The sequence below is a fragment of the Microvirga sp. GCM10011540 genome (genome assembly GCF_042650665.1).
Taxonomy (GTDB): domain Bacteria; phylum Pseudomonadota; class Alphaproteobacteria; order Rhizobiales; family Beijerinckiaceae; genus Microvirga; species Microvirga lenta.
Genome location: NZ_JBHSBQ010000133.1, coordinates 1 through 22,684 on the forward strand (window position 1 = coordinate 1; position 22,684 = coordinate 22,684).

At 63.5% G+C, this 22,684-nt stretch carries 26 protein-coding genes; 17 read left to right on the top strand and 9 right to left on the bottom strand.

Going from position 1 to position 22,684, the window contains the following annotated elements:
* Positions 1-271: 271 nt before the first annotated feature.
* Positions 272-691 carry a BA14K family protein gene (locus ACFOYU_RS19720; RefSeq protein WP_226742502.1) on the bottom strand — a complete coding sequence of 140 codons (420 nt, stop codon included), beginning with the start codon at positions 689-691 and terminating at the stop codon, positions 272-274.
* Positions 692-1,200: 509 nt separating this feature from the next.
* Here ACFOYU_RS19720 and ACFOYU_RS19725 point away from each other — a divergent pair.
* From ACFOYU_RS19725 to ACFOYU_RS19745, 5 genes are all read left to right on the top strand, one after another.
* Complete coding sequence (locus ACFOYU_RS19725) at positions 1,201-1,707, top strand: molybdopterin-dependent oxidoreductase (RefSeq protein ID WP_226742503.1); 507 nt, start codon at positions 1,201-1,203, stop codon at positions 1,705-1,707.
* A 1-nt stretch (position 1,708) separates the two neighbouring features.
* On the top strand, positions 1,709-3,853 hold the full coding sequence (locus ACFOYU_RS19730) for an ATP-binding protein (protein ID WP_226742504.1): 2,145 nt from the start codon (positions 1,709-1,711) through the stop codon (positions 3,851-3,853).
* 13 nt (positions 3,854-3,866) lie between these two features.
* The gene (locus tag ACFOYU_RS19735; protein ID WP_377034938.1) at positions 3,867-4,910 is read left to right on the top strand and encodes a response regulator; all 1,044 of its coding nucleotides are present in this window, start codon (positions 3,867-3,869) and stop codon (positions 4,908-4,910) included.
* Between the two features lie 177 nt (positions 4,911-5,087).
* A complete protein-coding gene (locus ACFOYU_RS19740; protein WP_226742506.1) occupies positions 5,088-5,450 on the top strand; it encodes a hypothetical protein in 363 nt (120 codons plus the stop codon).
* 121 nt (positions 5,451-5,571) lie between these two features.
* The gene (locus ACFOYU_RS19745; RefSeq protein WP_226742507.1) at positions 5,572-5,760 is read left to right on the top strand and encodes a hypothetical protein; all 189 of its coding nucleotides are present in this window, start codon (positions 5,572-5,574) and stop codon (positions 5,758-5,760) included.
* Between the two features lie 28 nt (positions 5,761-5,788).
* Here ACFOYU_RS19745 and ACFOYU_RS19750 read toward each other — a convergent pair whose 3' ends face one another.
* Positions 5,789-5,998: a DUF2842 domain-containing protein gene (locus ACFOYU_RS19750; RefSeq protein ID WP_226742508.1), complete on the bottom strand. Its 210-nt coding sequence runs from the start codon at positions 5,996-5,998 to the stop codon at positions 5,789-5,791.
* 158 nt (positions 5,999-6,156) lie between these two features.
* Here ACFOYU_RS19750 and ACFOYU_RS19755 point away from each other — a divergent pair, with 158 nt between their 5' ends.
* Positions 6,157-7,200 carry a COX15/CtaA family protein gene (locus ACFOYU_RS19755; RefSeq protein WP_226742575.1) on the top strand — a complete coding sequence of 348 codons (1,044 nt, stop codon included), beginning with the start codon at positions 6,157-6,159 and terminating at the stop codon, positions 7,198-7,200.
* Between the two features lie 64 nt (positions 7,201-7,264).
* On the opposite strand, the gene ACFOYU_RS19760 is transcribed toward ACFOYU_RS19755, so the two are convergent.
* Entirely contained in the window at positions 7,265-7,675 is a 411-nt protein-coding gene (locus ACFOYU_RS19760) for a DUF1236 domain-containing protein (protein ID WP_226742509.1), read from the bottom strand.
* Positions 7,676-8,145: 470 nt separating this feature from the next.
* Between ACFOYU_RS19760 and ACFOYU_RS19765 the strand changes: the two genes are divergently transcribed.
* Complete coding sequence (locus ACFOYU_RS19765) at positions 8,146-8,820, top strand: ParA family protein (protein ID WP_226742510.1); 675 nt, start codon at positions 8,146-8,148, stop codon at positions 8,818-8,820.
* A gap of 38 nt (positions 8,821-8,858) precedes the next feature.
* Here ACFOYU_RS19765 and ACFOYU_RS19770 read toward each other — a convergent pair whose 3' ends face one another.
* Both ACFOYU_RS19770 and ACFOYU_RS19775 read right to left on the bottom strand, forming a co-directional pair.
* Positions 8,859-10,142 (bottom strand): O-acetylhomoserine aminocarboxypropyltransferase, encoded by a 1,284-nt coding sequence (locus ACFOYU_RS19770; RefSeq protein ID WP_377034939.1) that lies wholly within the window; start codon positions 10,140-10,142, stop codon positions 8,859-8,861.
* Between the two features lie 72 nt (positions 10,143-10,214).
* Positions 10,215-10,742, bottom strand: coding sequence for a CoA-binding protein (locus ACFOYU_RS19775; protein ID WP_226742512.1), 528 nt, complete (start codon positions 10,740-10,742; stop codon positions 10,215-10,217).
* Positions 10,743-10,793: 51 nt separating this feature from the next.
* On the opposite strand from ACFOYU_RS19775, the gene ACFOYU_RS19780 reads away from it, so the two are divergent.
* Positions 10,794-11,231, top strand: a complete 438-nt coding sequence (locus ACFOYU_RS19780; RefSeq protein ID WP_377034940.1) for a PaaI family thioesterase — start codon at positions 10,794-10,796, stop codon at positions 11,229-11,231.
* A 35-nt stretch (positions 11,232-11,266) separates the two neighbouring features.
* Here ACFOYU_RS19780 and ACFOYU_RS19785 read toward each other — a convergent pair whose 3' ends face one another.
* Entirely contained in the window at positions 11,267-11,911 is a 645-nt protein-coding gene (locus ACFOYU_RS19785; protein ID WP_377034941.1) for a glutathione S-transferase family protein, read from the bottom strand.
* A 284-nt stretch (positions 11,912-12,195) separates the two neighbouring features.
* Between ACFOYU_RS19785 and rplM the strand changes: the two genes are divergently transcribed.
* The 7 genes from rplM to ACFOYU_RS19820 all read left to right on the top strand — a co-directional run bounded on the left by rplM (position 12,196) and on the right by ACFOYU_RS19820 (position 16,849).
* The gene (gene rplM, locus ACFOYU_RS19790) at positions 12,196-12,660 is read left to right on the top strand and encodes a 50S ribosomal protein L13 (protein WP_226742515.1); all 465 of its coding nucleotides are present in this window, start codon (positions 12,196-12,198) and stop codon (positions 12,658-12,660) included.
* 4 nt (positions 12,661-12,664) lie between these two features.
* Positions 12,665-13,141: a 30S ribosomal protein S9 gene (rpsI, locus tag ACFOYU_RS19795; RefSeq protein WP_226742516.1), complete on the top strand. Its 477-nt coding sequence runs from the start codon at positions 12,665-12,667 to the stop codon at positions 13,139-13,141.
* A gap of 253 nt (positions 13,142-13,394) precedes the next feature.
* On the top strand, positions 13,395-14,060 hold the full coding sequence (locus tag ACFOYU_RS19800; RefSeq protein ID WP_377034942.1) for a cytochrome c3 family protein: 666 nt from the start codon (positions 13,395-13,397) through the stop codon (positions 14,058-14,060).
* Positions 14,057-14,875, top strand: a complete 819-nt coding sequence (locus ACFOYU_RS19805; protein ID WP_377034943.1) for a DUF3365 domain-containing protein — start codon at positions 14,057-14,059, stop codon at positions 14,873-14,875. Before ACFOYU_RS19800 ends, ACFOYU_RS19805 begins: the two co-directional genes overlap by 4 nt.
* Positions 14,872-15,438 carry a hypothetical protein gene (locus ACFOYU_RS19810; protein WP_377034944.1) on the top strand — a complete coding sequence of 189 codons (567 nt, stop codon included), beginning with the start codon at positions 14,872-14,874 and terminating at the stop codon, positions 15,436-15,438. The genes ACFOYU_RS19805 and ACFOYU_RS19810 overlap by 4 nt, the downstream gene beginning before the upstream one ends.
* A 189-nt stretch (positions 15,439-15,627) precedes the next feature.
* Positions 15,628-16,587 carry an N-acetyl-gamma-glutamyl-phosphate reductase gene (argC, locus tag ACFOYU_RS19815; RefSeq protein WP_377034945.1) on the top strand — a complete coding sequence of 320 codons (960 nt, stop codon included), beginning with the start codon at positions 15,628-15,630 and terminating at the stop codon, positions 16,585-16,587.
* Positions 16,588-16,651: 64 nt separating this feature from the next.
* Complete coding sequence (locus ACFOYU_RS19820; protein WP_377034946.1) at positions 16,652-16,849, top strand: hypothetical protein; 198 nt, start codon at positions 16,652-16,654, stop codon at positions 16,847-16,849.
* Here the strand turns inward: ACFOYU_RS19820 and ACFOYU_RS19825 are convergent.
* Both ACFOYU_RS19825 and ACFOYU_RS19830 read right to left on the bottom strand, forming a co-directional pair.
* Positions 16,842-17,519 (bottom strand): protein-L-isoaspartate(D-aspartate) O-methyltransferase, encoded by a 678-nt coding sequence (locus ACFOYU_RS19825; protein ID WP_377034976.1) that lies wholly within the window; start codon positions 17,517-17,519, stop codon positions 16,842-16,844. The two genes, ACFOYU_RS19820 and ACFOYU_RS19825, sit on opposite strands and share 8 nt — an antisense overlap.
* A gap of 163 nt (positions 17,520-17,682) precedes the next feature.
* A complete protein-coding gene (locus tag ACFOYU_RS19830) occupies positions 17,683-18,573 on the bottom strand; it encodes a fumarylacetoacetate hydrolase family protein (protein ID WP_377034947.1) in 891 nt (296 codons plus the stop codon).
* Between the two features lie 389 nt (positions 18,574-18,962).
* On the opposite strand from ACFOYU_RS19830, the gene ACFOYU_RS19835 reads away from it, so the two are divergent.
* Positions 18,963-20,282, top strand: coding sequence for an OmpP1/FadL family transporter (locus tag ACFOYU_RS19835; protein WP_377034948.1), 1,320 nt, complete (start codon positions 18,963-18,965; stop codon positions 20,280-20,282).
* 77 nt (positions 20,283-20,359) lie between these two features.
* On the opposite strand, the gene ACFOYU_RS19840 is transcribed toward ACFOYU_RS19835, so the two are convergent.
* Entirely contained in the window at positions 20,360-22,156 is a 1,797-nt protein-coding gene (locus tag ACFOYU_RS19840; protein WP_319004873.1) for a class I poly(R)-hydroxyalkanoic acid synthase, read from the bottom strand.
* Positions 22,157-22,276: 120 nt separating this feature from the next.
* On the opposite strand from ACFOYU_RS19840, the gene ACFOYU_RS19845 reads away from it, so the two are divergent.
* Positions 22,277-22,654 carry a hypothetical protein gene (locus ACFOYU_RS19845; RefSeq protein WP_377034949.1) on the top strand — a complete coding sequence of 126 codons (378 nt, stop codon included), beginning with the start codon at positions 22,277-22,279 and terminating at the stop codon, positions 22,652-22,654.
* Positions 22,655-22,684 lie beyond the last annotated feature (30 nt).

A 22,684-nucleotide genomic window follows, 5' to 3' on the forward strand; every position in this document is an offset into this window, starting at 1 on the left:
TGATAGTGCACATTCACAAATGCCAACGACAACGTTGACATGGGTGCGGTTCGCCTCGCGGCGTAACCATCCGGGGCTCGGGAAAGCCTAGCAACAGAAACGGCACCTTCGGGTGCCGTTCCCATTTCAGCGTCATTTCATCGACAATCCAGACCGCCGGAAGACGGCCCCGGCCGCGCTGCTCGCTGGCCGGTCCCGGACGGCTATGAAAAAGCCCCGCTACGGAGCCGTAGCGGGGCTTTTTCGCGCCTCCCGAGAGGGCACGAGCGGATTACGGATAGGTGCAGACGTAACGCATTCCGTTATGAGCCAGGAAGGTTCCGGTAACCGGATCGTAGGAGCGGTACTTGCGGGCGCAGTAGGCGGCTACGGAGGGGTTGACGGTGCCGGGAGGAGGAGGGGCGACCGGCTGTGCCTGGGCCTGACTGGCGATGGCGCCGGCGATCAGGGCGCCAGCGGCAAGGCCCGCGACACCGGCCGCGACAGCCGCCCCGTTGTCCCGACGGTAGTAGGGGCGGCCATAGTAAGGCCGGCCATAATAGCCACGGCGGTAGTAGTACTGAGAGTACGACTCGTTGGGATAGACCTTCTGCACGTCCGGGAGCGGACGGCTCTGGAATGGATCCGCACTAGCGGGCAGGGCAGGGGCCAGCACGGCCGCGCCAACCAGAACCGCAACGAACTTGCGCATTTCGAACTCCTCGTGTCGCAGAACGGCTGAGAGACCAGCCGGTGAAATGATGTGTTCAATATAGCGTGTCATCATGCCCTTGCAAAACATTTGCAAGGGTAAAATTGACGTCATGACAAATGATAGTTACCTGAAAGCAATAAAACCTTCATCGGGTTCTTAACCAAATGAGTATTGGGTCGAGAGGTATATATTCAAGGAACAAGATAAACTGCTTGCAAGAAAAGCCGACTCTCAGTTTCCTTAGATGCGCGTCATTTGAGATGATGATCTTGCAGTCATAGAAAATTGCGCGACCTTACAGCTCAGTTTGTCCTCGCGGAACTGGAACGCGGGTGGAACAACTTCGGGATCCTACCTTTTTGGGGCAGTTTTCGACGCGTCTTGCCGAACTCCGCCGGTGCAAGCACGTGTGGACCGCATCAACTTTACGGGACACACTAGATTTTCGAAGAAAAATTCTCCAAAGCGTATATTTCGCTCTGTTATAACTCTCTGGACCTCGACCCATGCACCGCCTTGGACTGTTTGCCGCCGTGGCTGCCCTTCTGGGTTGGGGCTTTCTCGCCCATGCAGCCGAGTCCCTGCCCGTGCCGTCGGGACCGGTCCTTCTGACGGTTTCGGGTGCGATCGAGCGGACCAACGCCCCTGGCGAGGCGCGGTTCGACCGGGCGATGCTCGACGCGATGGAGGAGGCGTCGCTCTCGACACTCACGGTCTGGGCGGACGAGGTCCAGCACTACGAAGGAGTTCCTCTCCGGGCCGTTCTCGACCGGGTGGGGTACAAAGGCACTCACCTGCGCGCGACCGCTTCGGATGCCTATGAGGTCACCATTCCCTTGAGCGATCTCCAGTACGAGCCTCTGATCGCCCTGCGGGCCAACGGCCGGGATCTGACCCTCAGGGACAAGGGGCCGCTCTGGATCGTGTATCCGCGCGACGATCACAAGGTTCTGCAGGATCAGCGATACGATTCGCGCTGGATATGGCACCTGAGCCGGTTGCAGGTCGAATGACATGAAACTCGGCCTCCAAACCTACCGGACCTCCCTCGTCACCCTCGTCGCCATCGCGGGGCTGGTGGCTTGCCTTGTCTTCACGGTCGCCCGGCTGCTCAACGTGGAGAGCGATCTCCGCAGCGAGGACACCCATACCAATCTGTGGCAGATCACCCAGACCCAGTTCGAGGCGACGCTGTTCGCGGAAAGCCTGACGCGCAAGGCGGCGAACGAAACCATCGCGGACCCGCAATCTGAGCCGGATTTCCGGCTCGCCATCCTCATCAGCCGTCTTGCCGTGCTCCTGGAGGGGCCGCAGGGTCAGGTGATCGAGAAGGTGGGGATGATGGGCGGCCTCAAGCGGGCCTATCTCCAGCTGACACTGGCCGAGCCGGTCGTTGCGAGGGGACTCGATGCGCAAAGCGCATTTCACATGCGGTCCCAGGCGCGCGATCTCGCCTACGAGCTGAGGAGCGCGGCCAACAAGGTCATGCTGCTCAACCGGGAGCAGGGGGCCATGACGCGCACGATGTATCTGCGGGTCGTGTTCGAGAGCCTTGCATTCATCATCGGCATCGTCATCAGCGCCTCCTTCCTGTTGCTGCGCCTCTTCAAGGGCATGCAGGAGGCGAACCAGGCCAAGCGGCTCCTGCGCCAGGAGCAGGAACTGTCGGATCTGGTGATCAACAACATCAGCAACCAGGGCATCATCATTTTCGACGAGCGGCTCAACTGCCTGCTCTGGAACCCGGGCATGGAGACATTGCTGGGATTGAAGCCCGAACAGACGGTGGGCCAGAACCTGCCCGCGCTCGACCCGCTCTTCAGCAAGCCGGATACGGTTCAGTCGCTCGGACAGGCGATCCAGGGTGCAAGCTCCGTCTTCGAGGACGACAGCCCCACCCAGACGGGGCACGAACGCTGCCTCGAGATCAACTGCTTCCCCCTCAACATGGCCGAACGCAAGCTCGGCATCGCCTTCATTCGGGACGTGACGGAGCAGTGGCTGGCGCGCAAGCAGGCGGAGCGGCAGAATTTCGACCTCGAGATCAAGGTCCTGCAACGGACGGCCGCCCTGCGGCAGGCGGAGCGCCGCCTGATCGCCGCCATCGAATCGGCGCCGGACGGCTTCGCCGCCTTCGATGCCACAGGCAGGCTTCTCTTCGCCAACGAACAGATCTGGGCGGCCGATCCGATCGCGATCTGGTGCCGGGAGGAGATGACCCTGCCGGTCTTCCTGCAATGCTTCGCCATGTGCGAGGGTGCGGACCAACGTCTTCTCCAGGGCAACGAAGCCTTCGAGGAGATCGAACTCGATCTTCTGATGAGGAAGGGTGTCTGGGTGCACCTTTCGGTCACCAAGGCGGACGGCGGCACGATCTTCGTGCGGCTGACGGACATCACCGGGTACAAGCAGGCGGCCCAGGCCCTGCAATCCGCTCTCGACCGCGAACGCGAGACGACGAACGCCTATCGCAGCTTCGTCTCCATGGTGTCCCACCAGTTCCGAACCCCGCTGGCGATCCTGGATTCCAGCGCGCAGCGCATCCTCCGGCGCGGACAGGACATTACGCAGGACGAACTCGTCACCCGCGTGCAGCGGATCAGGAATGCCACGAGCCGCCTTACGCGTCTGGTGGAAAGCGTTCTCAATGCGGCCAAGCTCGATGCGGGACGGATCGAGCTCAATCCGGCCTCCTGCAATCTGGTCGATCTCGTCGCAGAAATCTGTGAACGGCAGCGCGAATTGAGCACTCATGCGGACATCCGCTTTGTCGCGCCGGAGAAAACGGTCCAGGTTTATTGCGACAGCATTCTCATCGAGCAAGTCGTCATCAACCTCCTCTCGAACGCGGTCAAATACTCGGGCGATACTCCTGTCGTAGAGGTCAAGATCTGGGCCGACGGCGCCCGGGCTTATTGCTCCGTGCGAGATTGGGGAATCGGGATTCCGGCGGATGAAATCGCAAAGATTTTCGACCGTTTCTATCGCGCCCGTACGGCAACCGGCATTGCAGGAACGGGAATCGGCCTGAATTTCGCGCAGAAAATCATGCACTTGCACGGTGGTGAGATTCAGGTTGAGAGTTACGAGGCCGCAGGGTCTCTCTTTACTTTCGATTTGCCTGTCTCGAATGCCGGGGAGGCGCAGCAGGCAGCATGAGTGGCTTGAAACGATGAATGCTCACAAGACGATTTTGTGTATCGAGGACGAGGACGATCTGAGGACCGATCTCGCCGAGGAACTGACGGCTGCCGATTATCGGGTTCTGCAGGCCGCCAATGGGAGCGAGGCCCTGTCCCTTCTGGAGCAGAACCGGCCGGATCTCGTCCTGTGCGACATCACCATGCCGGGGCTCGGAGGATACGACGTCCTGCGCGCCATGCGGGAGCAGGGCGATCTGTCGGATATTCCCTTTATCTTCCTCACCGCCTTGGCCGAGCGGAATGACGTGCTCGTGGGCAAGCAGGCCGGTGCCGACGACTATCTGGTCAAGCCGATCGATTACGAGATCCTGCTCGCCACCGTTGCTGCGCGTCTCAGCCAGGTCGAGCGGGTCAAGTCGGGGGCCGTGCAGCGTGCCGAGGAGGCCTGGCAGGAAATCCTGAAATCCTCCCGCGGCCGCACGGTCGAGGCTCTGTACAAGGCGACGTTCGCCTTCGACCGCTTCCTCGTGGGTGTGGTCATCGTCGATGAGAATGCCACGGTGCGGTTGATGAACAAGGAGGCCGAGCGCATCCTTGGAGAGAACGACGGCCTCGGAATCGCCCAGGACGCCCTGAGGGGATCCGTGCCGCGGCAGAACACGAAACTGCTCGAGGGCATCAAGAAGGCCTTCGAGGAGGAGTTCCTGGACGAGATCGTCTCCTTCCCCCGGCTCTCCGGCGGACGGCCCTACCTCGTGCTCATTCCCGGACAGCGTTTTTCCCCCGAGGACAAGCCCGAGGCCGTCGTGCTCCTGCTGATCGATACGGAGCAGCGGACCAAGGTTTCCGGCGACACCCTCGTCCGCCTCTACAACCTGACCCCATCAGAGACCCGGGTCGCGCTGATGCTGATCGACGGCAAGCGGCTGGACCAGATTGCGGAGGAGCTCGAGGTCGCCCAGACGACGGTCGTCTTCCACCTCAAGAATCTCTTCCGGAAGACCGATACGAATCGTCAGGCGGACCTGATCCGGGTTCTGCTCTCGGTGCCGCTGCGGACGACGGCCGACTGACTTCTTCTCGTAACGGAAGGGCAGGGGGTGGATTTACCGGCCGGTTACTATGTTCGCCGATGCCGCTCGCTGCCCAAGCTTTGCCATGTTTCATTCAGCTTCCGGAGAGGTTCGGGGCGCTATAGCTTCTCGTGAAGAGAGGCGCCTCAACCCTCTCCAAGAAACAAGGTGATGATCATGAGGATCTTCCGTTTAGCATCCGGTACGGCCGCCGCTCTGGCGGTGGTGACCACCCTGGCTGCCGTCGAGCCGGCCGCAGCACGCGACCGCCTGTCGCCTGGCGCAGCAGCGGCCATCGGCGTCCTGGGAGGTCTCGCGATCGGCGGCGCAATCGCCGCGTCCCAGGGGCCGGCCTATGCCGCACCCGCTCCGGTCTACGTGGCGCCCCCGCCGCCTCCGCCGGTCTATGTGGAACCCGCTCCGGTCTACTACGCCCCTCGTCCGCGTCCTGTTTACGTGGAGCGCTGCTTCACGGAACGGTACAGCGAATGGGTGCCGGGCTGGGGCTGGGAGCATCGCCGCCGCCGGGTTTGCCGCTAGAATCAAAGGGAAAGGCCCGCATCGAGCGGGCCTTTTTCGTCGACCTAAAGAGCTGGATTTCCGATGCAACCCGGTTTTCGCTCGGGCGTTGAGGGTGAAAGGCGTCAGGATGAGCCCAGCCATGAACAAGAAATCGCAGACCGAAACGGACACGCCCAAGCTCAATCCCGGAGATCAGGGCGATGCGGGTACGCCGGGAGTGGGCGAGAACGTCTGCCCCGAATGCAAGGGCAAGGGCCGTATCGGCGTGACGTCCTGCCCGACCTGCAGCGGCACCGGGACCATCATGGAAGGCATCGGCGGCGCCTAGCGAGCCTGCGAGCCGGGCTCGAGGCGCGCTAGGCCTCGTCGGGCTTGTTCATCCAGCGGATGAGCGGCATCATGGGGATGACCCAGATCAGCCCCAGGACGACGTAGACGATCGTCTGGACGGCGGTCGACGCATCCCTGACCCGGCCTTCTGCCACGGCCATGGCGAAGAGTGCGTAGAAGCCGATGAAGAGCAGCATCACGACCGTCCCGATCAGCTTGCGGGTTCGCATGCCCATGTTCCGACTCCTCGCTGAAGGCCTCGACGCCTGCAGGGTGCGTCACCGGCATTGATTGCCTCTGGTTGAGGCAATCTCTATGTGACATGGAGCATTCCGGCTTCAAGCCCTAATCGACGACGAGAGTGAGCATGGCTGTCGCAGCCTCCCCCGAAGGCATGCCGCTGGCACGCCTTCCCCAGACGCGATCCGTTACCGCCGTCCGCACCTGGATATACGTCCTGGCCGCCTTGGTCATCGCCATGGTCGCCGTCGGCGGGGCGACCCGGCTGACCGGCTCCGGCCTGTCCATCACCGAATGGCGCCCCGTCACCGGAGCGATTCCGCCCCTGACGGAGCAGGCCTGGCTGGCGGAGTTCGAAAAGTACCGGCAGATTCCCCAGTACGAGCTCGTGAACAAGGGCATGAGCCTGTCCGAGTTCAAGTTCATCTATGCCTGGGAGTGGGGGCACCGGCAGCTCGGCCGTCTGCTGGGGCTCGTCTTCTTCGTGCCGCTCATCTGGTTCTGGCTGCGGGGGGCCATCAAGGGAAGACTCGCGCTGACTCTCCTCGGCATCGGCGCCCTCGGCGGCCTTCAGGGGGCCGTCGGCTGGATCATGGTGGCGTCCGGCCTGGAGCCGGGCATGACGGCCGTCGCACCGATCAAGCTCGCCCTGCATCTGACCATCGCCAGCATCATTCTCGCCTGCCTCGTCTGGGTGGCGGCAGGCCTCGATCCGCGTCCGGATCCCGCCCGCAAGGCCTCTGCGGGAAATCTGTCTCCGCGGGTCCTGGTCGGCCTCGTTCTGCTGCAGATCGCCCTCGGGGGACTGGTGGCCGGGTCCAAGGCCGGCTTGACCTACAACACCTGGCCGCTGATGGACGGTGCCCTCGTTCCGTCCGCGGCGGCCCTGTTCGTGGTGACCCCATGGATCGAGAACTTCGTCGATAATGTCGCTCTGGTGCAGTTCAATCACCGCATGCTGGCCTATGGGCTCGTCGCCTTTGCCTTCTGGCACGCCTGGAATGCTCGCCGCGAGGCCGCCGGTTCACGTTATGCCGCGCGGGCTACCGCCCTGGCTGGCCTGACCCTCGCGCAGATGGTGCTCGGCATCGTCACGCTGCTCCTCGCGGTGCCTCTCTGGGCCGGTCTGGCGCATCAGGTCTTCGCCATGGTCGTTCTGGCCATGGCCGTCGTCCACGCCCGGGTGAGCAGGGCCTGAACGGAGCTCCGGACAAGCGAAAGGCGGCCCGATGGGGCCGCCTCTGCTTGAAAGATCTTCCGTCTTAACGGATGACCTGAACGATCCGGCGGGTCTCCGGCTCGACGAGGACCGGGGTCTCGTTGACGACGGTGTAGCGGTAGCCGCGCACGCCGTACTCGGCCGGAACCTCATAGTACTCGATGCCGGACGAAGGCAGGACCGCGCCGACGCGAACCTCATCCGAGTAGCGGTAGGACGGCACGTCCTGCGTCACGACGTACTGACGGAACTGCTGCTGCTGCTGGCCGGCGAGGCCGCCTACGATCGCACCCGTCACGCCGCCGACAGCGGCACCGACCGGACCGCCGACGATCGCGCCGCCGACAGCGCCCGTCGCAGCACCGGCTGCAGCGCCGCCGTTGGACTGGGCAAAGGCACCGGCAGGGGCCAGAACGGCGAGAATCGCACCAGCGAGAAGAACCTTCTTCGACATGTTAACTGCTCCTTGACAAGTAAGTCGCGGTTTAAACGGTCAAGAAAAACAGAGGTTCCCAGAGTCCTTGCAGTGATTTTCATTATGAACAGTCGATGAACAATTCGTTCAGCCCCAAGTATAGAGACTCGACCAAGCGCAGCGAATATAGTTTCCGCGTCACTCCGCGCGGGAACTTTGCGAAACCGGCGCATCAGGAGTTGCAGCGGGGTGGCGGTGACTGCCGAAAGGGCTGAATAGGTGGAGCAACGGTCAGGTCTCTTTCCGCCTCGTCCGATTCTCGGCGGGGCTCGTGGGAGATGGCTTTCGCCGGGTGGAAGACCTTGCGACCATACCTAAGAGGGATATGCACAGACGGATTGAAAGACGAATTAGCAAGTCCGGCGTTGTTCTGTTAGATAGGAACAATGTTAGGGTGGCATTCACTCTGTTGCACCCAGCTGAGGGACCCAAACTATTAGGAGTTAGGCATGAACGTGCTGGTCTTTGCTTCGCGAAAAGGTGGCTCGGGTAAGAGCACGCTCGCTGCTCAACTAGCGACCTATATCGCCGGGCCGTCGCGTCGCACTCTTCTGATCGATGCGGATCCGCAGGGCTCGCTGTCCCTCTGGCACGGCCTGCGCAATCAAGACGAACTGATCCTGAAGCGGGGTGTTCGCAATCTATCCGAGACCCTGAAGGAAGCAAAGCGCGACGGCGTCGAGTGGGTGCTGATCGACACGCCTCCGCTCAAGTCGCCCATCGTGGCCGAAGCCATCAAGCACGCGACGCTCGTGATCATCCCGACGCGCCCGAGCCTGTTCGACATCGCTGCCCTGCAGGACACGGTCCACATCGCCCGTGAACTGCGCAAGCCCTATGCCGCCGTGATCAATGCCGCCCCTCCCAAGCGCGGCGAGACCGAAGCGGCGGTGGTGGCGGATGCCCGCGGCGCCCTGAATGCCCTCAAGGTTCCGGTCTGGTCGGGCCAGATCACCCATCGCGGGGAGCTTTCCCTCTCCCTGACGTCCGGCGAGGGCGCGCAGGAATACGAGCCCGGGTCGCAGGGCGGTGAGGAGATCGAGCGTCTCTGGACGGCTCTCGACCGCTCGCTGAGCGCCATTCACAACGCGTACAAGAAAGCCCGCACCTCGGCCGCGGCCTGAGGAACGGGCTTCCTTTCCGAAAAGCTCGGCGCGGCGGCTTACGCCGCGTCGAGGGCCTGGTTGAGGTCGTCGATCAGGTCTTCCGTGTCCTCGATGCCGATGGACAGGCGCACCACCTCCGGACCTGCGCCGGCTTGAACCTTCTGCTCGTCGGTGAGCTGACGGTGAGTCGTCGAGGCCGGGTGGATGATGAGCGAGCGGGTATCGCCGATATTCGCCAGGTGCGAGAACAGCTTCAGGTTCGAGACCAGCTTCACGCCTGCCTCGAAGCCGCCCTTCAGCCCGAAGGTGAAGACGGCGCCTGCGCCCTTGGGGCAGTACTGCTTGGCGAGGTTGTGGTAGCGGTCGTTGCGCAATCCCGGATAGCTAACCCAGGAAACCTTGCTGTGGTTAGACAGGTGCTCGGCCACGGCTAGAGCATTGTCCGAGTGCCGCTGCATCCGCAGGGGCAGGGTCTCGATTCCCGTGAGCAGCATGAAGGCGTTGAACGGCGACAAAGCGGGACCGAGGTCGCGCAGGCCGAGCACGCGGCAGGCGATGGCGAAGCCGAAATTGCCGAAGGTTTCACCCAGCACCATGCCGCCATATTCAGGGCGCGGCTTCGAGAGCATCGGATAGCGATCGTCGCCGGCGAAACTGAACGAGCCGCCGTCCACGATCAGGCCCCCGATGGAGTTGCCGTGGCCGCCGAGGAACTTCGTCGCCGAATGCACGATGATATCCGCGCCGTGCTCGAAGGGGCGGATCAGGTAGGGCGTCGCCATGGTGTTGTCGACGATGAGCGGGATGCGGTGCTTCTTCGCGATGGCTGAAATCGCCTGAAGATCGACGATCACGCCGCCGGGATTGGCGATCGACTCCACGAAAATCGCCTTGGTCTTCGGCGTGATCGCCGCCTCGAAGGACGAAGGATCGTCGGAATCGGCCCAGACCACGTTCCAGCCGAAGTTCTTGTAGGCGTGGTTGAACTGGTTGATCGAGCCGCCATAGAGCTTCCGGGCCGCGACGAACTCGTCGCCGGGCTGAAGCAGGGTGTGGAACACCAGGAACTCCGCTGCATGGCCGGAGGCCACGGCGAGGGCCGCCGTCCCGCCCTCGAGGGCGGCGACGCGCTCTTCCAGCACGGCGCAGGTCGGGTTGCCGATGCGGGAATAGATGTTGCCGAAGGCCTGGAGACCGAAGAGGGAGGCGGCGTGATCCACGTCGTCGAAGACGAAGGACGTGGTCTGGTAGATCGGGGTCGCGCGAGCCCCGGTCGCCGCATCCGGCGCGGCGCCTGCATGAACGGCAAGCGTGTTGAAACCGGGCAAACGGTCGGTCATTGCAGGCACCTTTCGAGGTTTTCTGAGCAGATCGTTCTATTTAAAGAACGATCTGTTCGTCCGTCAAGGAGCCTATTTCGGGCGGTTCAGGCTGAGCTTCTGGAAGCCTTTGCCCGCGAGCACGGGCTTCTTCGCGCTGAGCATCCGGGAGTTCACCCCCTGCCAGGAGATCTCGCCGGAGAGACGGCCGAACTCGATCTTGGGGCAGCGATCCATCACCACCTGAACGCCCTTGGCCTCGGCGCGGCCTGCGGCCTCGTCGTTGCGGACGGAGAGCTGCATCCAGAGCACTTTCGGGAGCGGGTCCAGGGTCAGAGCCTCGTCCGTGATCGGTCCTGCGGCTTCCGAGTTGCGGAAGATCTCGACCATGTCGACAGGTCCCGGAACGTCCGAGAGCTTGGCATAGACCTTCTTGCCGAGAAGCTCCCCGCCGGCGAGGCCCGGATTGATCGGAATCACGTCGTAGCCGCGGTCGAGCAGATACTTCATCACGATCCAGCTCGGCCGCGCAGGGTTCTGCGAAGCGCCCACGAGCGCGATCGTCTTCACGCTCTGGAGAATGCCGCGGATGTAATCGTTCGGATAATTGTCGTGGTTCATGGGCGAAACGTATGGGATAGGGCAGGGCAGTTCAATGAGCATCCATCAAGAATGACAACCCACCAGCCGATCATGACCCGGGACGAGGTGTCGGACTTCCTCGACCGGGAATTCCCGCAGCTTCATTTCGGGGGACGCACCTATCACCTGACGGGTGTGGGTCCCATGACCGCGCAGGTGCGGATGGATTATCACGAGAGGCACCTGCGGCCGGGCGGCACCCTTTCCGGCCCCTCCATGATGGCCCTTGCGGATCTGGGGCTCTACGCGGTGATCCTCGCCCATATCGGACCCGTCGGACTGGCGGTGACCACCAGCCTGAACTTCAATTTCCTGAGAAAGCCGGGGCAGCGGGCGCTGGTTGCCGAATGCCGGCTCCTCAAGCTCGGCAAGCGCCTCGCGGTGGGCGAGGCCTCGATCTATTCGGAAGGAGGCGAGGATCTGGTCTGCCACGCGACGGGGACATATTCGATCCCCGATCGCCGGTAAGGCGGGCCGTCTCCGGTGAACGGAGGCCGTGGCTTCTATGAGGAAGCAGCCTTGGTCTGCTCCTGCGCAACGAGTGCGTCGTCGATCTCCCGCGCCCGGATGGCAGCCGGCCGGCTGCTGATCCGATTCCAGTAGGCCTCGAAGGACGGTCGTTTTTCCAGCGTGCCGAACATCATGGCCCAGCCGATATGCGAGCCCACATAGACGTCGGCCGCGGTGAAGCGGTCGCCGGCGATGAATTCCGACTGTGTTACCGCATAATCCAGGGTATTGACCGCATCCTCGACGCTTCCGTAGCCCATCATGCGCTTTCGCTCGGCAGGCACCTCGAAGCCGAGGGACCTGTTGGTCAGAGCCGCCTCGAGCGGGCCGGCGGCGAAGAACATCCAGCGGTAGTACGGTCCCCTGCGGGGATCGCCGGGCGCCGGAGCCAGGCCGGCTTCCGGGAAGGCATCGGCCAGATAGGCGCAGATCGCAGCTCCCTCGGTCACCACGGTGCCGCCGTGGACGATGGCCGGGACCTTCCCCATGGGATTGATCGCCAGATAGGCCGGATCCTTCATCGAGGTTGCGAATCCGAGCAACTCGGTGCGGTAGGGGCGCCCGACCTCCTCGAGCATCCAACGGACGACGCGGCCCCGCGACATGGGATTGGTATAGAAGACGATCTCGCTGCTCATATCGTCGCCCTTCTGGTTGACGCCGAAAGGGTAGAGCCGCGGAAGGGGTGTTTCAACACCGCCCGCGATGAATGTGGTAATATGATACCTACATTGCGGTATTTAGATACCACAAGCGCCGGAAGCCATGAATTATAAGGGTTTTTCGCTCCTGGCGGGCCGCAAAAGCCTGTTGACTTGCCCGGCGGAACGACGTAATTAGCCGCCACTCGCCGCCGCATCTCGCGGCGGTTTGTCGTTTTCAGAACCAGGGCCCTCAACAGGTCCATACGGGAAACAGCGCGATGAAGACTACTACTTCGCTGAAGCCCGCCGAGGTCGAGAAGAAGTGGGTTGTGATCGATGCGAAGGGCCTCGTCGTTGGCCGTCTCGCCTCGATCGTGGCGATGCGCCTGCGCGGTAAGCACAAGGCCAACTACACCCCCCACGTCGATTGCGGCGACAACGTCATCGTCATCAACGCCGATCAGGTGGTGTTCACCGGCCGCAAGCGCGAGCAGAAGGTGTACTATCACCACACCGGATATCCGGGCGGCATCAAGGAGCGCACTGCGAGGTTCATCCTCGAGGGCCGCTTCCCCGAGCGCGTGGTCGAGAAGGCTGTGGAGCGCATGCTCCCCCGCGGCCCGCTCTTCCGCCAGATCATGGGCAACCTGCGCGTCTACGGCGGCGCTGAGCATCCGCATACGGCTCAGCAGCCTGAAACGCTGGACGTTGCTGCCCTCAACAGCAAGAACGTGAGAGTCTAATCATATGGCGACCCTCCAGTCTCTCGCCGATCTGGGCCAGAACGCCCAGCCCGCCGCTCCGGAAGCTCCGAAGCACGTCCAGAAGCTCGACGCCCAGGGCCGCGCCTATGCCACCGGCAAGCGCAAGGACGCGGTCGCCCGCGTCTGGATCAAGCCCGGCTCCGGCAAGATCGTCATCAACGACCGTCCGGTCGAGGTGTACTTCGCCCGTCCGGTGCTGCGCATGATCCTGTCGCAGCCGCTGCAGATCGCGAACCGCGACGGCCAGTACGACATCGTTGTCAACGTCGATGGCGGCGGTCTCTCCGGCCAGGCCGGCGCAGTCCGTCACGGCCTCGCCAAGGCGCTGACCCACTATGAGCCGGAGCTTCGCGCTCCGCTCAAGAAGGAAGGCTTCCTGACCCGCGACGCCCGCGTCGTCGAGCGCAAGAAGTACGGCAAGAAGAAAGCCCGCCGCAGCTTCCAGTTCTCGAAGCGCTAAGCTTTCTCTGCATCCAAGATGTCGAAGGGCGGCTCCGGCCGCCCTTTTTCTTTGCGGGCAGCGGTTGGACGGACACGTCATCGAGTGCCGGCGAGTGCGGCAAACCGGCTGTCTCAATTGCTGGTATCTGCTGCGGCGATGTTTCCGGGGTGGCTCAACCACCACAATATTGTAACAGTATATAGAAGCGCGCTATCGGGTTTCCGCGTCGCAGGGTTCTCCTGCTTCAGCCTCGACTGATCGGGAACCGCCGTTGAACACCAAAACAAAAATTGCCGGCATCGGTCTGTTCCTCGGGCTGGCGGCTCTCCTTCTTGTCGCAGTGTCGCCGCTCCATCTCCAGGCTCTCAACCCCGGACCGATGACGCCGGGCCATGAGGCATTGTCCTGCACGTCCTGCCACACGGAAGCTCCGGGAACCGCACGCCAGCAGATCCAGGCCAATCTCGCCTACCTGACAGGCTTCCGAAAAGCGCCCGTGGCTTTCGGCTACGAGACGCCGGACAGCAACGACTGCAGCGCCTGCCATGCACGCCCCGACGATGCTCATCCGCTGCATCGGTTCGCCGAGCCGCGTTTCGTGGAAGCGGTGAGGGTGGTCCGCGCCACCACCTGCCTGGGGTGCCACAGGGAACACCAGGGAACGCGCGTCTCTTCAAACACCGAGTTCTGCGCCGCCTGTCACGATGATCTCGTGGTGAAGAACGACCCCGTTGACATCCCCCACCGCATCCTCGTTGCGGAGGAGCGCTGGTCCACCTGCCTCGGCTGCCACGACTATCACGGCAATCACGCCCGCGAGGCGCAGAAGCGGTTGGCCGACGCCTTCGACGTGCAAACCATCCGCTCCTACCTCTCCGACGGGTCCGACCCTTACGGCAAGGCAAGACGCCATCCGGCGAAGGGAGAGCGCCCATGATGCGCCAGGTCATCATCGCGCTGCTGCTCGGTGTGGCGGCCATCTATCTGTTCGTCACTGCCCCGCCGCCGCTGCCGGAAACGGCGATAGCACAAGCTCCGCAAACTTCGGACCTGCCGGTGAAGATCCTGCTGGACGCCGCGAACCTCGTGAATGCGGCTGCCCGGAAGATCTATACCGAGCGGATCGTGACACCCGGCCAGCAGGTGGGCCTCGTCTTTGGGGAAGACTGGCAGGAGGCGCATTCGAAGACAGGGCCTCTTCCGGCGCTGTTCCTGCGCAAGGTGGCGGCGGAACTCCAGGCACAAGGAGCGCCGCTCGCCCTATTCCTGGGGTCGGACCAGCCCATCTCGCCGTCCAACGCCTTCAAGGGCGAGCAGGTCCGCCACTTCGCGGCTCTGAAGGAGGACCGCAAGCCCCGCTATTTCGATATGCCCGCGCTCAGGCTTCAGGTGGCCCTCTGTCCCGACATCGCTGCGGCTCCGGGCTGTGTGAGTTGCCATAACGAACACCCGAACTCACCGAAGACCGACTGGCGGCTGGGCGACGTGATGGGTGCCACGACCTGGACCCATCCCCGAGCCGCCGTGTCCGACCGGGAGCTGCGCCAGGGCATCGCCCAGGTCTATGCCGCGGTCGAGAGAGCCTATGCCGCCTATCTCGAGAAGGTTCGACGCATTCCCGACCCGCCGTCCATCGGCGCAGCTTGGCCCGGCAGGGAGGGCAGGCGGCTTCCGGATGCCGAGACGTTCATGAGTGCGGTCAAGGAGGCGACGGCAGCCCAGATCCTCGATGCCGCGGTTCTGTTGCGATGAGCGTTCTCCTCAAGCTTCAGCAACGGAAGACCGCCTATCTCCCGGTCGGTCTGTGCTTCGCCGCGATCGCGCTCGCCGCGCTCGTCCTCGGGCAGGGTGGCCGGGGCTTCGTCAAGGACATGCCGACGGCCGCTCTCTTCGCCTACGAACTCGCGACGGGTACCCTGCTCGTTCTGTCCCTTCTCTGGCAGTGGCGGCTCTATTTCGTGCGCCGGAGCAGGGATGCCCGCAGGCTTCAGCGGGCATACCGCCAACACCGCTGGCTCGGTCTCGTGCCGATGGGGCTGCTCGTCGTCCACATGGGGCCGCCGGAAGCCAATCTTCTCTCGGCCATGACCTGCCTGTTGCTGGTCTCCTGCCTGAGCGGCCTCTTCAACAACGAGATCGTCCGGCAGCGGGCGGGCTGGGTACGGACGGCATGGCTCGTCGCCCATGTGGGGTCGGCAGCCTTCATCCTGCCTCTGGTGGTCCTCCACATCTGGCCGTTCTGGCGTTCCGGGTCCATTGACCGCGAAAGGTCCTCGTTGACACGGCCGAGCTTCGCTCGCATAAAACTCCCATGACATGCCTGCCGATCATCCGCCGACGCCGAACCGACGCTCCGCACGCGCGAGCGCGATGACGGCCGCCCTGGCTTGATCGCAGCCGCGCCCGGAGCGCGGCTTTTTTGTTTTCCGAGAACTCTTTGGCGCCAAGCGCCTTTTGTCCTATATCAGCGGCCTGACAGGCGGATGGGATCGGCGATGACCACCATGACCACGAATACAGCGGACCTCGGGCAGAAGACCCGGACGGTCTTCATCGACGGAGAGGCGGGAACGACGGGGCTCGGCATCCGCGAGCGCCTGCAGCATGTCCCTGGCATCGCCATCAAGAGCATCGCGCACGAGCTGCGCAAGGATGCGGCCGCCAAGCGGGACATTCTTTCCGAGGTCGATCTGGTGGTCCTGTGCCTGCACGACGACGCCGCGCGCGAGACGGTCGGCCTGGTGGACGCCATGGGCGGCAACGGTCCCCGGATCCTCGACGCCAGCACCGCGCACCGGGTCAGCCCCGGCTGGGTCTATGGCTTCGCGGAGCTCGATTCGAACCAGCGGGCGGCGATTGCCGGTGCCGACCGGGTGGCCAATCCGGGCTGCTATCCGACCGGCGCCATCGCCCTCATCCGCCCCCTCGTGGATGCCGGCATCGTCCCGGCCGACTATCCGATCAGCGTGAACGCGGTCAGCGGCTATAGCGGCGGCGGGCGTTCCATGATCGAGTCCTACGAGGCCGGCACGGCCCCTGCCTTCGAACTCTACGGCCTCGGTTTCGAGCACAAGCACGTGCCGGAACTGCAGCGCTATACTGGGTTATCCCGGCGTCCGATCTTCATTCCCTCTGTCGGCAATTTCCGGCAGGGCATGCTCGTCAGCGTCCCGCTTCATCTCGACATGCTGCCCGGCAGGCCAGGTGCGGGGGACCTCGAAGACGCGCTCGTGAAGCACTACCGCGAGGGCGGCCTCGTCACCGTGGTGCCGACGGCGCCCGAGGGCAAGAAGGTCGAGCGGATCGAGCCGGAGGCGCTCAACGATACGGACCGGATGGAGCTCCGTGTCTTCCGCCACGACGCCTATGGCCATGCCGTCCTGGTGGCGCGCCTCGACAATCTCGGCAAGGGAGCTTCGGGAGCGGCGGTCCAGAACATCCAGCTGATGCTCGGGCTGATCTGAAAACCCGCTCCGCGCCCACATTCCGCCACGCTGTCCGACTGTACTCGGCTCCATGCGATACGACATGCGAGCCGATAGAGCCGGTTGGACCGTCTATGACGTCGCCACCGGACGTCCCGTGATCCTGGGCGACGTCGCCCTGATCGGCATCAGTTTCGAGGATGCGGATTCTCTCGTGAACCTGCTCAACGTGCAGGACCGGGAGAGCGCGAGAGGGGCCTCCCAGTCCTCTCCGGCGCCGCACCCCGTCTCCGTCAGGTAATCGTTTCGAGCCGGCTGAAACGGACGGGAATGAGGTCCCTGGCCTTGGTCTGCCCCGCCTCGTCCTTGTCGATGATGGTGAGCCGCTGCATTCCCTCGGGCCCGATGGGCATGACCAGACGCCCGCCGGGCTTGAGCTGGTCCAGGAGGGCCGGGGGCGGGCGTTCGGCCGCGGCCGTCACCAGGATCTTGTCGAAGGGGGCGTGCTCGCGCCACCCGCGGGAGCCGTCTCCATCCCGGATCTCGATATTCGTGTAGCCGAGATGGTGGAGGAGCACTCCCGCGTCGCCGGCGAATTCCTCGACGATTTCGATGCTCCACACCCGCCCCGAGAGTTCCGCCAGGATGGCCGTCTGGTAGCCCAGGCCCGTGCCGACCTCGAGCACCGTCTCGTGCGGCTGCGGCGAGAGGAGATCCGTCATCAGCCCCACGATGAAGGGCTGGGAGATCGTCTTGTCGAAGCCGATCGGCAGTGGCATGTCCTGATACGCATAAGGCGCCAGAGGGGCGGGGACGAAGAGGTGGCGCGGGACCTTGCGCATCGCCTCCATCACGCGCTCGTCCAGGGTCGCCTTTCCGATTTCGTCGCTTGCGAGGTCGGTATGAATGGCAACGACCTCGACCATGTGCCGACGCAGAATAGCCAGGTGGCCCTCGTTCATCGGCTTCATGACGTTCCTTTTCTCCGCGATCGGCCTGCCGCCGAACAGGTAACGCCCGGCGAGGCCTTTCGGTTTGGCGGATGGGCGGAAGTGCATCCCCGGCTCAAACGAGAAGAGGGCGGATGCCTGCACATCCGCCCTCCTGCTGTTCTGGTCCTCAAAGGCTGTGGGGCTAGCCGTGGTGAACCCGGGGTGCCCGGCTGGTGTCCGGAGGGTTCTCCTCGAAGGCGATGACCTGCTGGCGCTGTTCGCCCAGACCTTCGATCCCGAGGGTCACCACGTCGCCCGCCTTGAGGAAGCGCTGAGGCTTCATGCCCATGCCGACGCCCGGCGGAGTGCCGGTGGTGATGACGTCGCCGGGTTCCAGGATCATGAAGTGGGAAACGTAGGACACGATCTGCGCCACGTTGAAGATCATGGTCTTGGTCGAGCCCGTCTGCATGCGCTCGCCGTTCACGTCGAGCCACATGGAGAGGTTCTGCACGTCGGCGATCTCGTCCTTGGTCACCAGCCACGGGCCGATGGGGCCGAAGGTGGGGCAGCCCTTGCCCTTGGTCCAGGTGCCGCCGCGCTCGAGCTGGTATTCCCGCTCCGACACGTCGTTGCAGACGCAGTAGCCGGCGACGAAGTCCAGCGCCTCGTTGGCGCCCACATAGGAGGCCCGGTCGCCGATGACGATGGCGAGTTCGACCTCCCAGTCGGTCTTCTGCGACCCACGGGGGATGATCACGTCGTCGTTGGGGCCGACGATGCAGGAGGGCGCCTTGTTGAAGACGATGGGCTCCGCCGGAATCGCCGCCCCTGTCTCAGCCGCATGGTCGGCATAGTTCAGGCCGATCGCGATGAAATTGCGGACATTCCCGACGCAGGGGCCCAGACGCTGTCCCGCGGGGGCGCTCGGGAGGGAGCTCGGATCCACCTGCTTCAGACGCGCCAGACTCTCGGACGTGAGAGATTTCCCTGAAAAATCGGGAAGAATGCTCGATACGTCGCGAATCTGACCATTTCCATCGACGATCCCCGGCTTCTCCTGTCCAGGGTTCCCAAACCTCACCAGCTTCATCAAGCACTCCTGTCGTAGCGGTACCGCTTTTATGTGGCACATCCCGCCCCTGGGCAACGCAATTTCCGGCCGCAAACATGTTGCGCTTTTGCCACGAAGGGGGACAAAACGGCATTCCGGCCTGTCCGAAAGGATGATCGAAACGGGATTAGTGCGGGTTGCAAATACATCCGTTTACATATGAACCATTTTTTTTATTCTGTATTGAGCGAGCGATACGCTAAGTAATGTATGATATATATTTCGGAATTATCTTTATATCAGCGTAGTAGAAAACGCCGCTTAGGTTTTCGTTAAACGATTGCGGCAGAATTAAAGCATTGGCACATTGGCGGCAACGCGGGATTCGCCGTGCACAAATCAAGTCCATAAAGGGCAGGAAGCTTCCCATGAGCCGTTTCAATCGTTCTTTGACCCTGGCTGCCGTTTCCCTCGCAGCTCTCATTACCGCTCAGGGCGGCGCTCAGGCCGGAGCCTTCGCTCTGCGCGAGCAGAGCGCCTCGGGGCAGGGCCTGTCCTTCGCCGGCGTCGCCGCCGGCTCGGGTGGAGTATCGTCCATCTTCTGGAACCCGGCCGCGATCACGATGAATCCCGGCTGGCAGAGCGAGTGGCACGCCACGGCCATCATCCCGCGTGTCGAAATCACGCCGACCTACACCCTGCCCGCCGGCCTTGCCGCGCTGGGCTCTTCCGGCGACATCGGTCTCGATGCCGTGGTGCCCGCCAGCTACACCAGCTACCAGGTCAACGACCGTCTCTGGGTCGGCCTCTATACCGGCGCGCCGTACGGCCTTTCCACGAAGCCCGATCCGTTCTGGGCCGGACAGCTCTACGCCCGCACGACCGAGGTCTTCTCCCTCGAGGCTCAGCCCACCATCGGCTTCAAGGTGAACGATTGGCTGTCGGTCGGTGCCGGCATCCGCGCCCAGTACTTCGATGTCCGCTACTTCTCGGCCGTGGGCCCGACGGCCACGAACCCGAACCCGTTCGTTCCGAGCGCCGGCCTGGAAGGCGACAGCTTCGGCATCGGCTACACCCTCGGCGCCACGCTGACGCCTTTCGCCGGCACCACCATCGGTATCGGTTTCCGCTCCGCCATCGAGCACCAGCTCGAAGGCGAGTTCCAGTATTTCGGCGTTCCGATCAAGGCGAACCTCGTCCTGCCGGAATCCGTGTCCGTCGGCATCAGCCAGCAGATCGGCAGCGCGTTCACCCTCCACGCCACGGCGGAATGGACGAATTGGAGCCGACTGGGCTTCCCGCGCGTCTACAACAACCTGACCGGCGGTCTTCTCGCGCAGGCCCCTTACCTGCCGCTCGCCTACGAGGATGGCTGGTACTTCTCGGTCGGTGGCGAGTACGCCATCAACCCGGCATGGACCGTGCGCGCCGGCGTCGGCTACGAGATCTCGCCCATCGAGCTCGAAACCCGCAACCCGCGCCTGCCCGATTCCGACCGCGTGTGGCTGTCCCTGGGCGCCACCTACAACTGGAGCGACAAGCTCGCCTTCGACCTGGGCTACACGCACATCTTCTCGGTGGGCAACACGGACATCAACATCGCTCCGGGCAACCCGATCTTCCCGACCCGCGGCGTGGTGTTCGCGGCCGATGTCCAGTCCAGCGTCGATATCGTCTCGGCCTCGATCAAGTATCGCTGGGACAACCCGGCAGTGGCCATTCCGGCTCCGATCGTGCGCAAGTACTGAGAGCCTTCAGATCATCGGAAACGAAAAGGCCGGCTTCACGCCGGCCTTTTCTTTTGCACGTCAGGTTCTCCTGGGTTTCAGGATTTTGCCAGGACGTAGGTGCCCGGCGCGTCGCAGAGGGGTGCGAGCTTGCCGCCGCCGGGCTCGCGGGCCTTCACCATGCGGGGCGCCTGCTCCTTGATCCACGAGAACCAGTAGGGCCACCATGTGCCGGGCGTTTCGGAGGCGTTCTTCATCCAATCCTCGAGCTCGCCTTCCACAGGGCCGCCCGTCCAGAACTGATACTTCGGCTTGTTGGTAGGGTTGACCACGCCGGCAATATGACCGGACCCGGCGAGCACGAAGTCGACCGGCCCGCCGAAGGACTTGGAGCCCAGGAAGACGGAGCGGGCAGGGGCGATATGGTCCTCTTTCGTCGCAAGGTTGAAGATCGGCACCTTCACCTTCTTCAGATCGAGCTTGATGCCGCCGATCTCCATCTCGCCCTTGGCGAGCTTGTTGTCGAGATAGCAGTTGCGCAGGTAGAAGGCATGGTTCGCCGCCGGCATCCGGGTCGAGTCCGCGTTCCAGTAGAGCAGATCGAACGGGTAGGGCGACTGCCCCTTCATGTAGACGTTGACCACGTAGGGCCAGATGAGATCGTTCGGCCGCAGCATGTTGAAGGCGTTGGCCATGCGCGATCCCTCGAGATAGCCTCGCGCCTTCATGTCCGCTTCGAGGCTCTTGATCTGCTCTTCGTCCGCGAAGACCTTCAGATCGCCCGCATGGGTGAAATCCACCTGCGCGGTGAAGAAGGTCGCGCTGTCGATCCGCTTGTCGCGGGTGGCCGCCATATAAGCCAGGGTGACCGCCAGGAGCGTTCCGCCGACGCAATAGCCGATGGCCGTCACCTTCTTCTCGCCGGTCGCCTCCTCGACGGCGTCGAGGGCGGCGAAGATGCCCTCGCGCATGTAGTGCTCGAAGCTTTTCTCCGCGTGGACTTCGGCCGGGTTGACCCAGGAGATGCAGAAGACGGTCAGTCCCTGCGAAACCGCCCACCGGATGAAGCTCTTCTCCGGGTTCAGGTCGAGGATGTAGAACTTGTTGATCCAGGGCGGCACGATCAGAAGCGGGCGCTTGAGGACCTTGTCCGTCGTGGGTGCGTACTGGATCAGCTCCATCAGCTCGTTGCGGAAGATCACCTTTCCCGGCGTCGTGGCGATGTTGCCGCCGACCTTGAACCCGGTCGGGTCCGATTGCCGGATCTTCAGCTCCCCCGATCCTGCCTCGATATCCTCGGCCAGCATGGACATGCCGCGGGCCAGATTGGCGCCGTTCTGCTGAAGCGTCTCCCGAAGGAGCTCGGGATTGGTCAAGAGAAAATTCGACGGCGAAAGGGCGCTGGAGATCTGCTTCAGGTAGAACTGCGCCTTATGGCGGGTGCGCTCGTCGACGCCCTCCGCATCCTCCACGAGATCCTCCGCCCAGCGGGAGGTGATGAGGTAGGCCTGCTTCAGGAAGTCGAAGAGAGGATTGTTGGACCATTCCGGGTCGCGGAAGCGGTTGTCCTTCGGCTCCGGCTCCGCGACCGGCTCGGCGGGTTCGCCCTGCGCGCGCTTGAGGGTCGAGGTCCAGAGGTCGAGAAACTGGGTGCCGAGACGTGTCTGCGCCTCGAGCGCCTTCTGCGGGTCGGTCATCCAGGCTTCGGCCACCGGGCCGAACGCCTTGACCATCTCCTGCGCGTCGGCGGCGAGCCCCGGCTTGGGTTGTCCGTTCTCCAGAGGCTTGAGATAGGCGGCGGTTGCCTTGCCGGCGCCTTCGATGAAAAGGGCAACGTTGCGGGACAACTCCTCGAAATCCGGAGTTGGGGTCTTTGCCTTTCCTTCGTCGAGCATTTTGCTCATAAGGCGATCTCCCTGCGTCCCACCGCCATTGCTCATGAGCCGCATTTCCGACATTTTAGCGTTCGAAGCATCGGATAAGCCAGAGCTATGTCATCTTTGTTGAGCCTGAAAATGCGTTTTACGACTAAAGCTTTACTCACCGGTCGCGCCGCCGCGGTGGGTTTTACGGCGCTTCTCGTTGCCAACGCTGCAGGCTGTGCCGACGGTTCCAACCCCACACGGGACCTTTTCGCGGCGGTGGGGGCCGGGCCGAAGACCGCGCCGACCCCGGATTTCGTGACAAGCTCCAGGCCAGAGACACTTGATTACATGCCCGTCGGCACGTCCCAGCCGGGACGCAGCACGCCGGCCAGAACGGCGGAGGAGGTCAAGGCCGCCGAGGCCGAGCTCGACGCCCTGCGGGCCCAGAACGAAGCCAAGGGCGCAGCCGCCGCCGAACTGGGCGGCACCCCGGCGCCGAAGCCTGTTCCGCTCCCGAAAACCCGCTAGCCCGATACCCGAACGAGCCTTTTCCCCTCG

Excerpts from the sequence above, each read along its gene's own strand:
- ACFOYU_RS19720 (WP_226742502.1), bottom strand. The coding sequence starts at position 691 with ATGCGCAAGTTCGTTGCGGTTCTGGTTGGCGCGGCCGTGCTGGCCCCT.
- ACFOYU_RS19725 (WP_226742503.1), top strand. The coding sequence starts at position 1,201 with ATGCACCGCCTTGGACTGTTTGCCGCCGTGGCTGCCCTTCTGGGTTGG.
- ACFOYU_RS19730 (WP_226742504.1), top strand. The coding sequence starts at position 1,709 with ATGAAACTCGGCCTCCAAACCTACCGGACCTCCCTCGTCACCCTCGTC.
- ACFOYU_RS19735 (WP_377034938.1), top strand. The coding sequence starts at position 3,867 with ATGAATGCTCACAAGACGATTTTGTGTATCGAGGACGAGGACGATCTG.
- ACFOYU_RS19740 (WP_226742506.1), top strand. The coding sequence starts at position 5,088 with ATGAGGATCTTCCGTTTAGCATCCGGTACGGCCGCCGCTCTGGCGGTG.
- ACFOYU_RS19745 (WP_226742507.1), top strand. The coding sequence starts at position 5,572 with ATGAACAAGAAATCGCAGACCGAAACGGACACGCCCAAGCTCAATCCC.
- ACFOYU_RS19750 (WP_226742508.1), bottom strand. The coding sequence starts at position 5,998 with ATGGGCATGCGAACCCGCAAGCTGATCGGGACGGTCGTGATGCTGCTC.
- ACFOYU_RS19755 (WP_226742575.1), top strand. The coding sequence starts at position 6,157 with ATGCCGCTGGCACGCCTTCCCCAGACGCGATCCGTTACCGCCGTCCGC.
- ACFOYU_RS19760 (WP_226742509.1), bottom strand. The coding sequence starts at position 7,675 with ATGTCGAAGAAGGTTCTTCTCGCTGGTGCGATTCTCGCCGTTCTGGCC.
- ACFOYU_RS19765 (WP_226742510.1), top strand. The coding sequence starts at position 8,146 with ATGAACGTGCTGGTCTTTGCTTCGCGAAAAGGTGGCTCGGGTAAGAGC.
- ACFOYU_RS19770 (WP_377034939.1), bottom strand. The coding sequence starts at position 10,142 with ATGACCGACCGTTTGCCCGGTTTCAACACGCTTGCCGTTCATGCAGGC.
- ACFOYU_RS19775 (WP_226742512.1), bottom strand. The coding sequence starts at position 10,742 with ATGAACCACGACAATTATCCGAACGATTACATCCGCGGCATTCTCCAG.
- ACFOYU_RS19780 (WP_377034940.1), top strand. The coding sequence starts at position 10,794 with ATGACAACCCACCAGCCGATCATGACCCGGGACGAGGTGTCGGACTTC.
- ACFOYU_RS19785 (WP_377034941.1), bottom strand. The coding sequence starts at position 11,911 with ATGAGCAGCGAGATCGTCTTCTATACCAATCCCATGTCGCGGGGCCGC.
- rplM (WP_226742515.1), top strand. The coding sequence starts at position 12,196 with ATGAAGACTACTACTTCGCTGAAGCCCGCCGAGGTCGAGAAGAAGTGG.
- rpsI (WP_226742516.1), top strand. The coding sequence starts at position 12,665 with ATGGCGACCCTCCAGTCTCTCGCCGATCTGGGCCAGAACGCCCAGCCC.
- ACFOYU_RS19805 (WP_377034943.1), top strand. The coding sequence starts at position 14,057 with ATGATGCGCCAGGTCATCATCGCGCTGCTGCTCGGTGTGGCGGCCATC.
- ACFOYU_RS19810 (WP_377034944.1), top strand. The coding sequence starts at position 14,872 with ATGAGCGTTCTCCTCAAGCTTCAGCAACGGAAGACCGCCTATCTCCCG.
- argC (WP_377034945.1), top strand. The coding sequence starts at position 15,628 with ATGACCACGAATACAGCGGACCTCGGGCAGAAGACCCGGACGGTCTTC.
- ACFOYU_RS19820 (WP_377034946.1), top strand. The coding sequence starts at position 16,652 with ATGCGAGCCGATAGAGCCGGTTGGACCGTCTATGACGTCGCCACCGGA.
- ACFOYU_RS19825 (WP_377034976.1), bottom strand. The coding sequence starts at position 17,519 with ATGAAGCCGATGAACGAGGGCCACCTGGCTATTCTGCGTCGGCACATG.
- ACFOYU_RS19830 (WP_377034947.1), bottom strand. The coding sequence starts at position 18,573 with ATGAAGCTGGTGAGGTTTGGGAACCCTGGACAGGAGAAGCCGGGGATC.
- ACFOYU_RS19835 (WP_377034948.1), top strand. The coding sequence starts at position 18,963 with ATGAGCCGTTTCAATCGTTCTTTGACCCTGGCTGCCGTTTCCCTCGCA.
- ACFOYU_RS19840 (WP_319004873.1), bottom strand. The coding sequence starts at position 22,156 with ATGCTCGACGAAGGAAAGGCAAAGACCCCAACTCCGGATTTCGAGGAG.
- ACFOYU_RS19845 (WP_377034949.1), top strand. The coding sequence starts at position 22,277 with ATGCGTTTTACGACTAAAGCTTTACTCACCGGTCGCGCCGCCGCGGTG.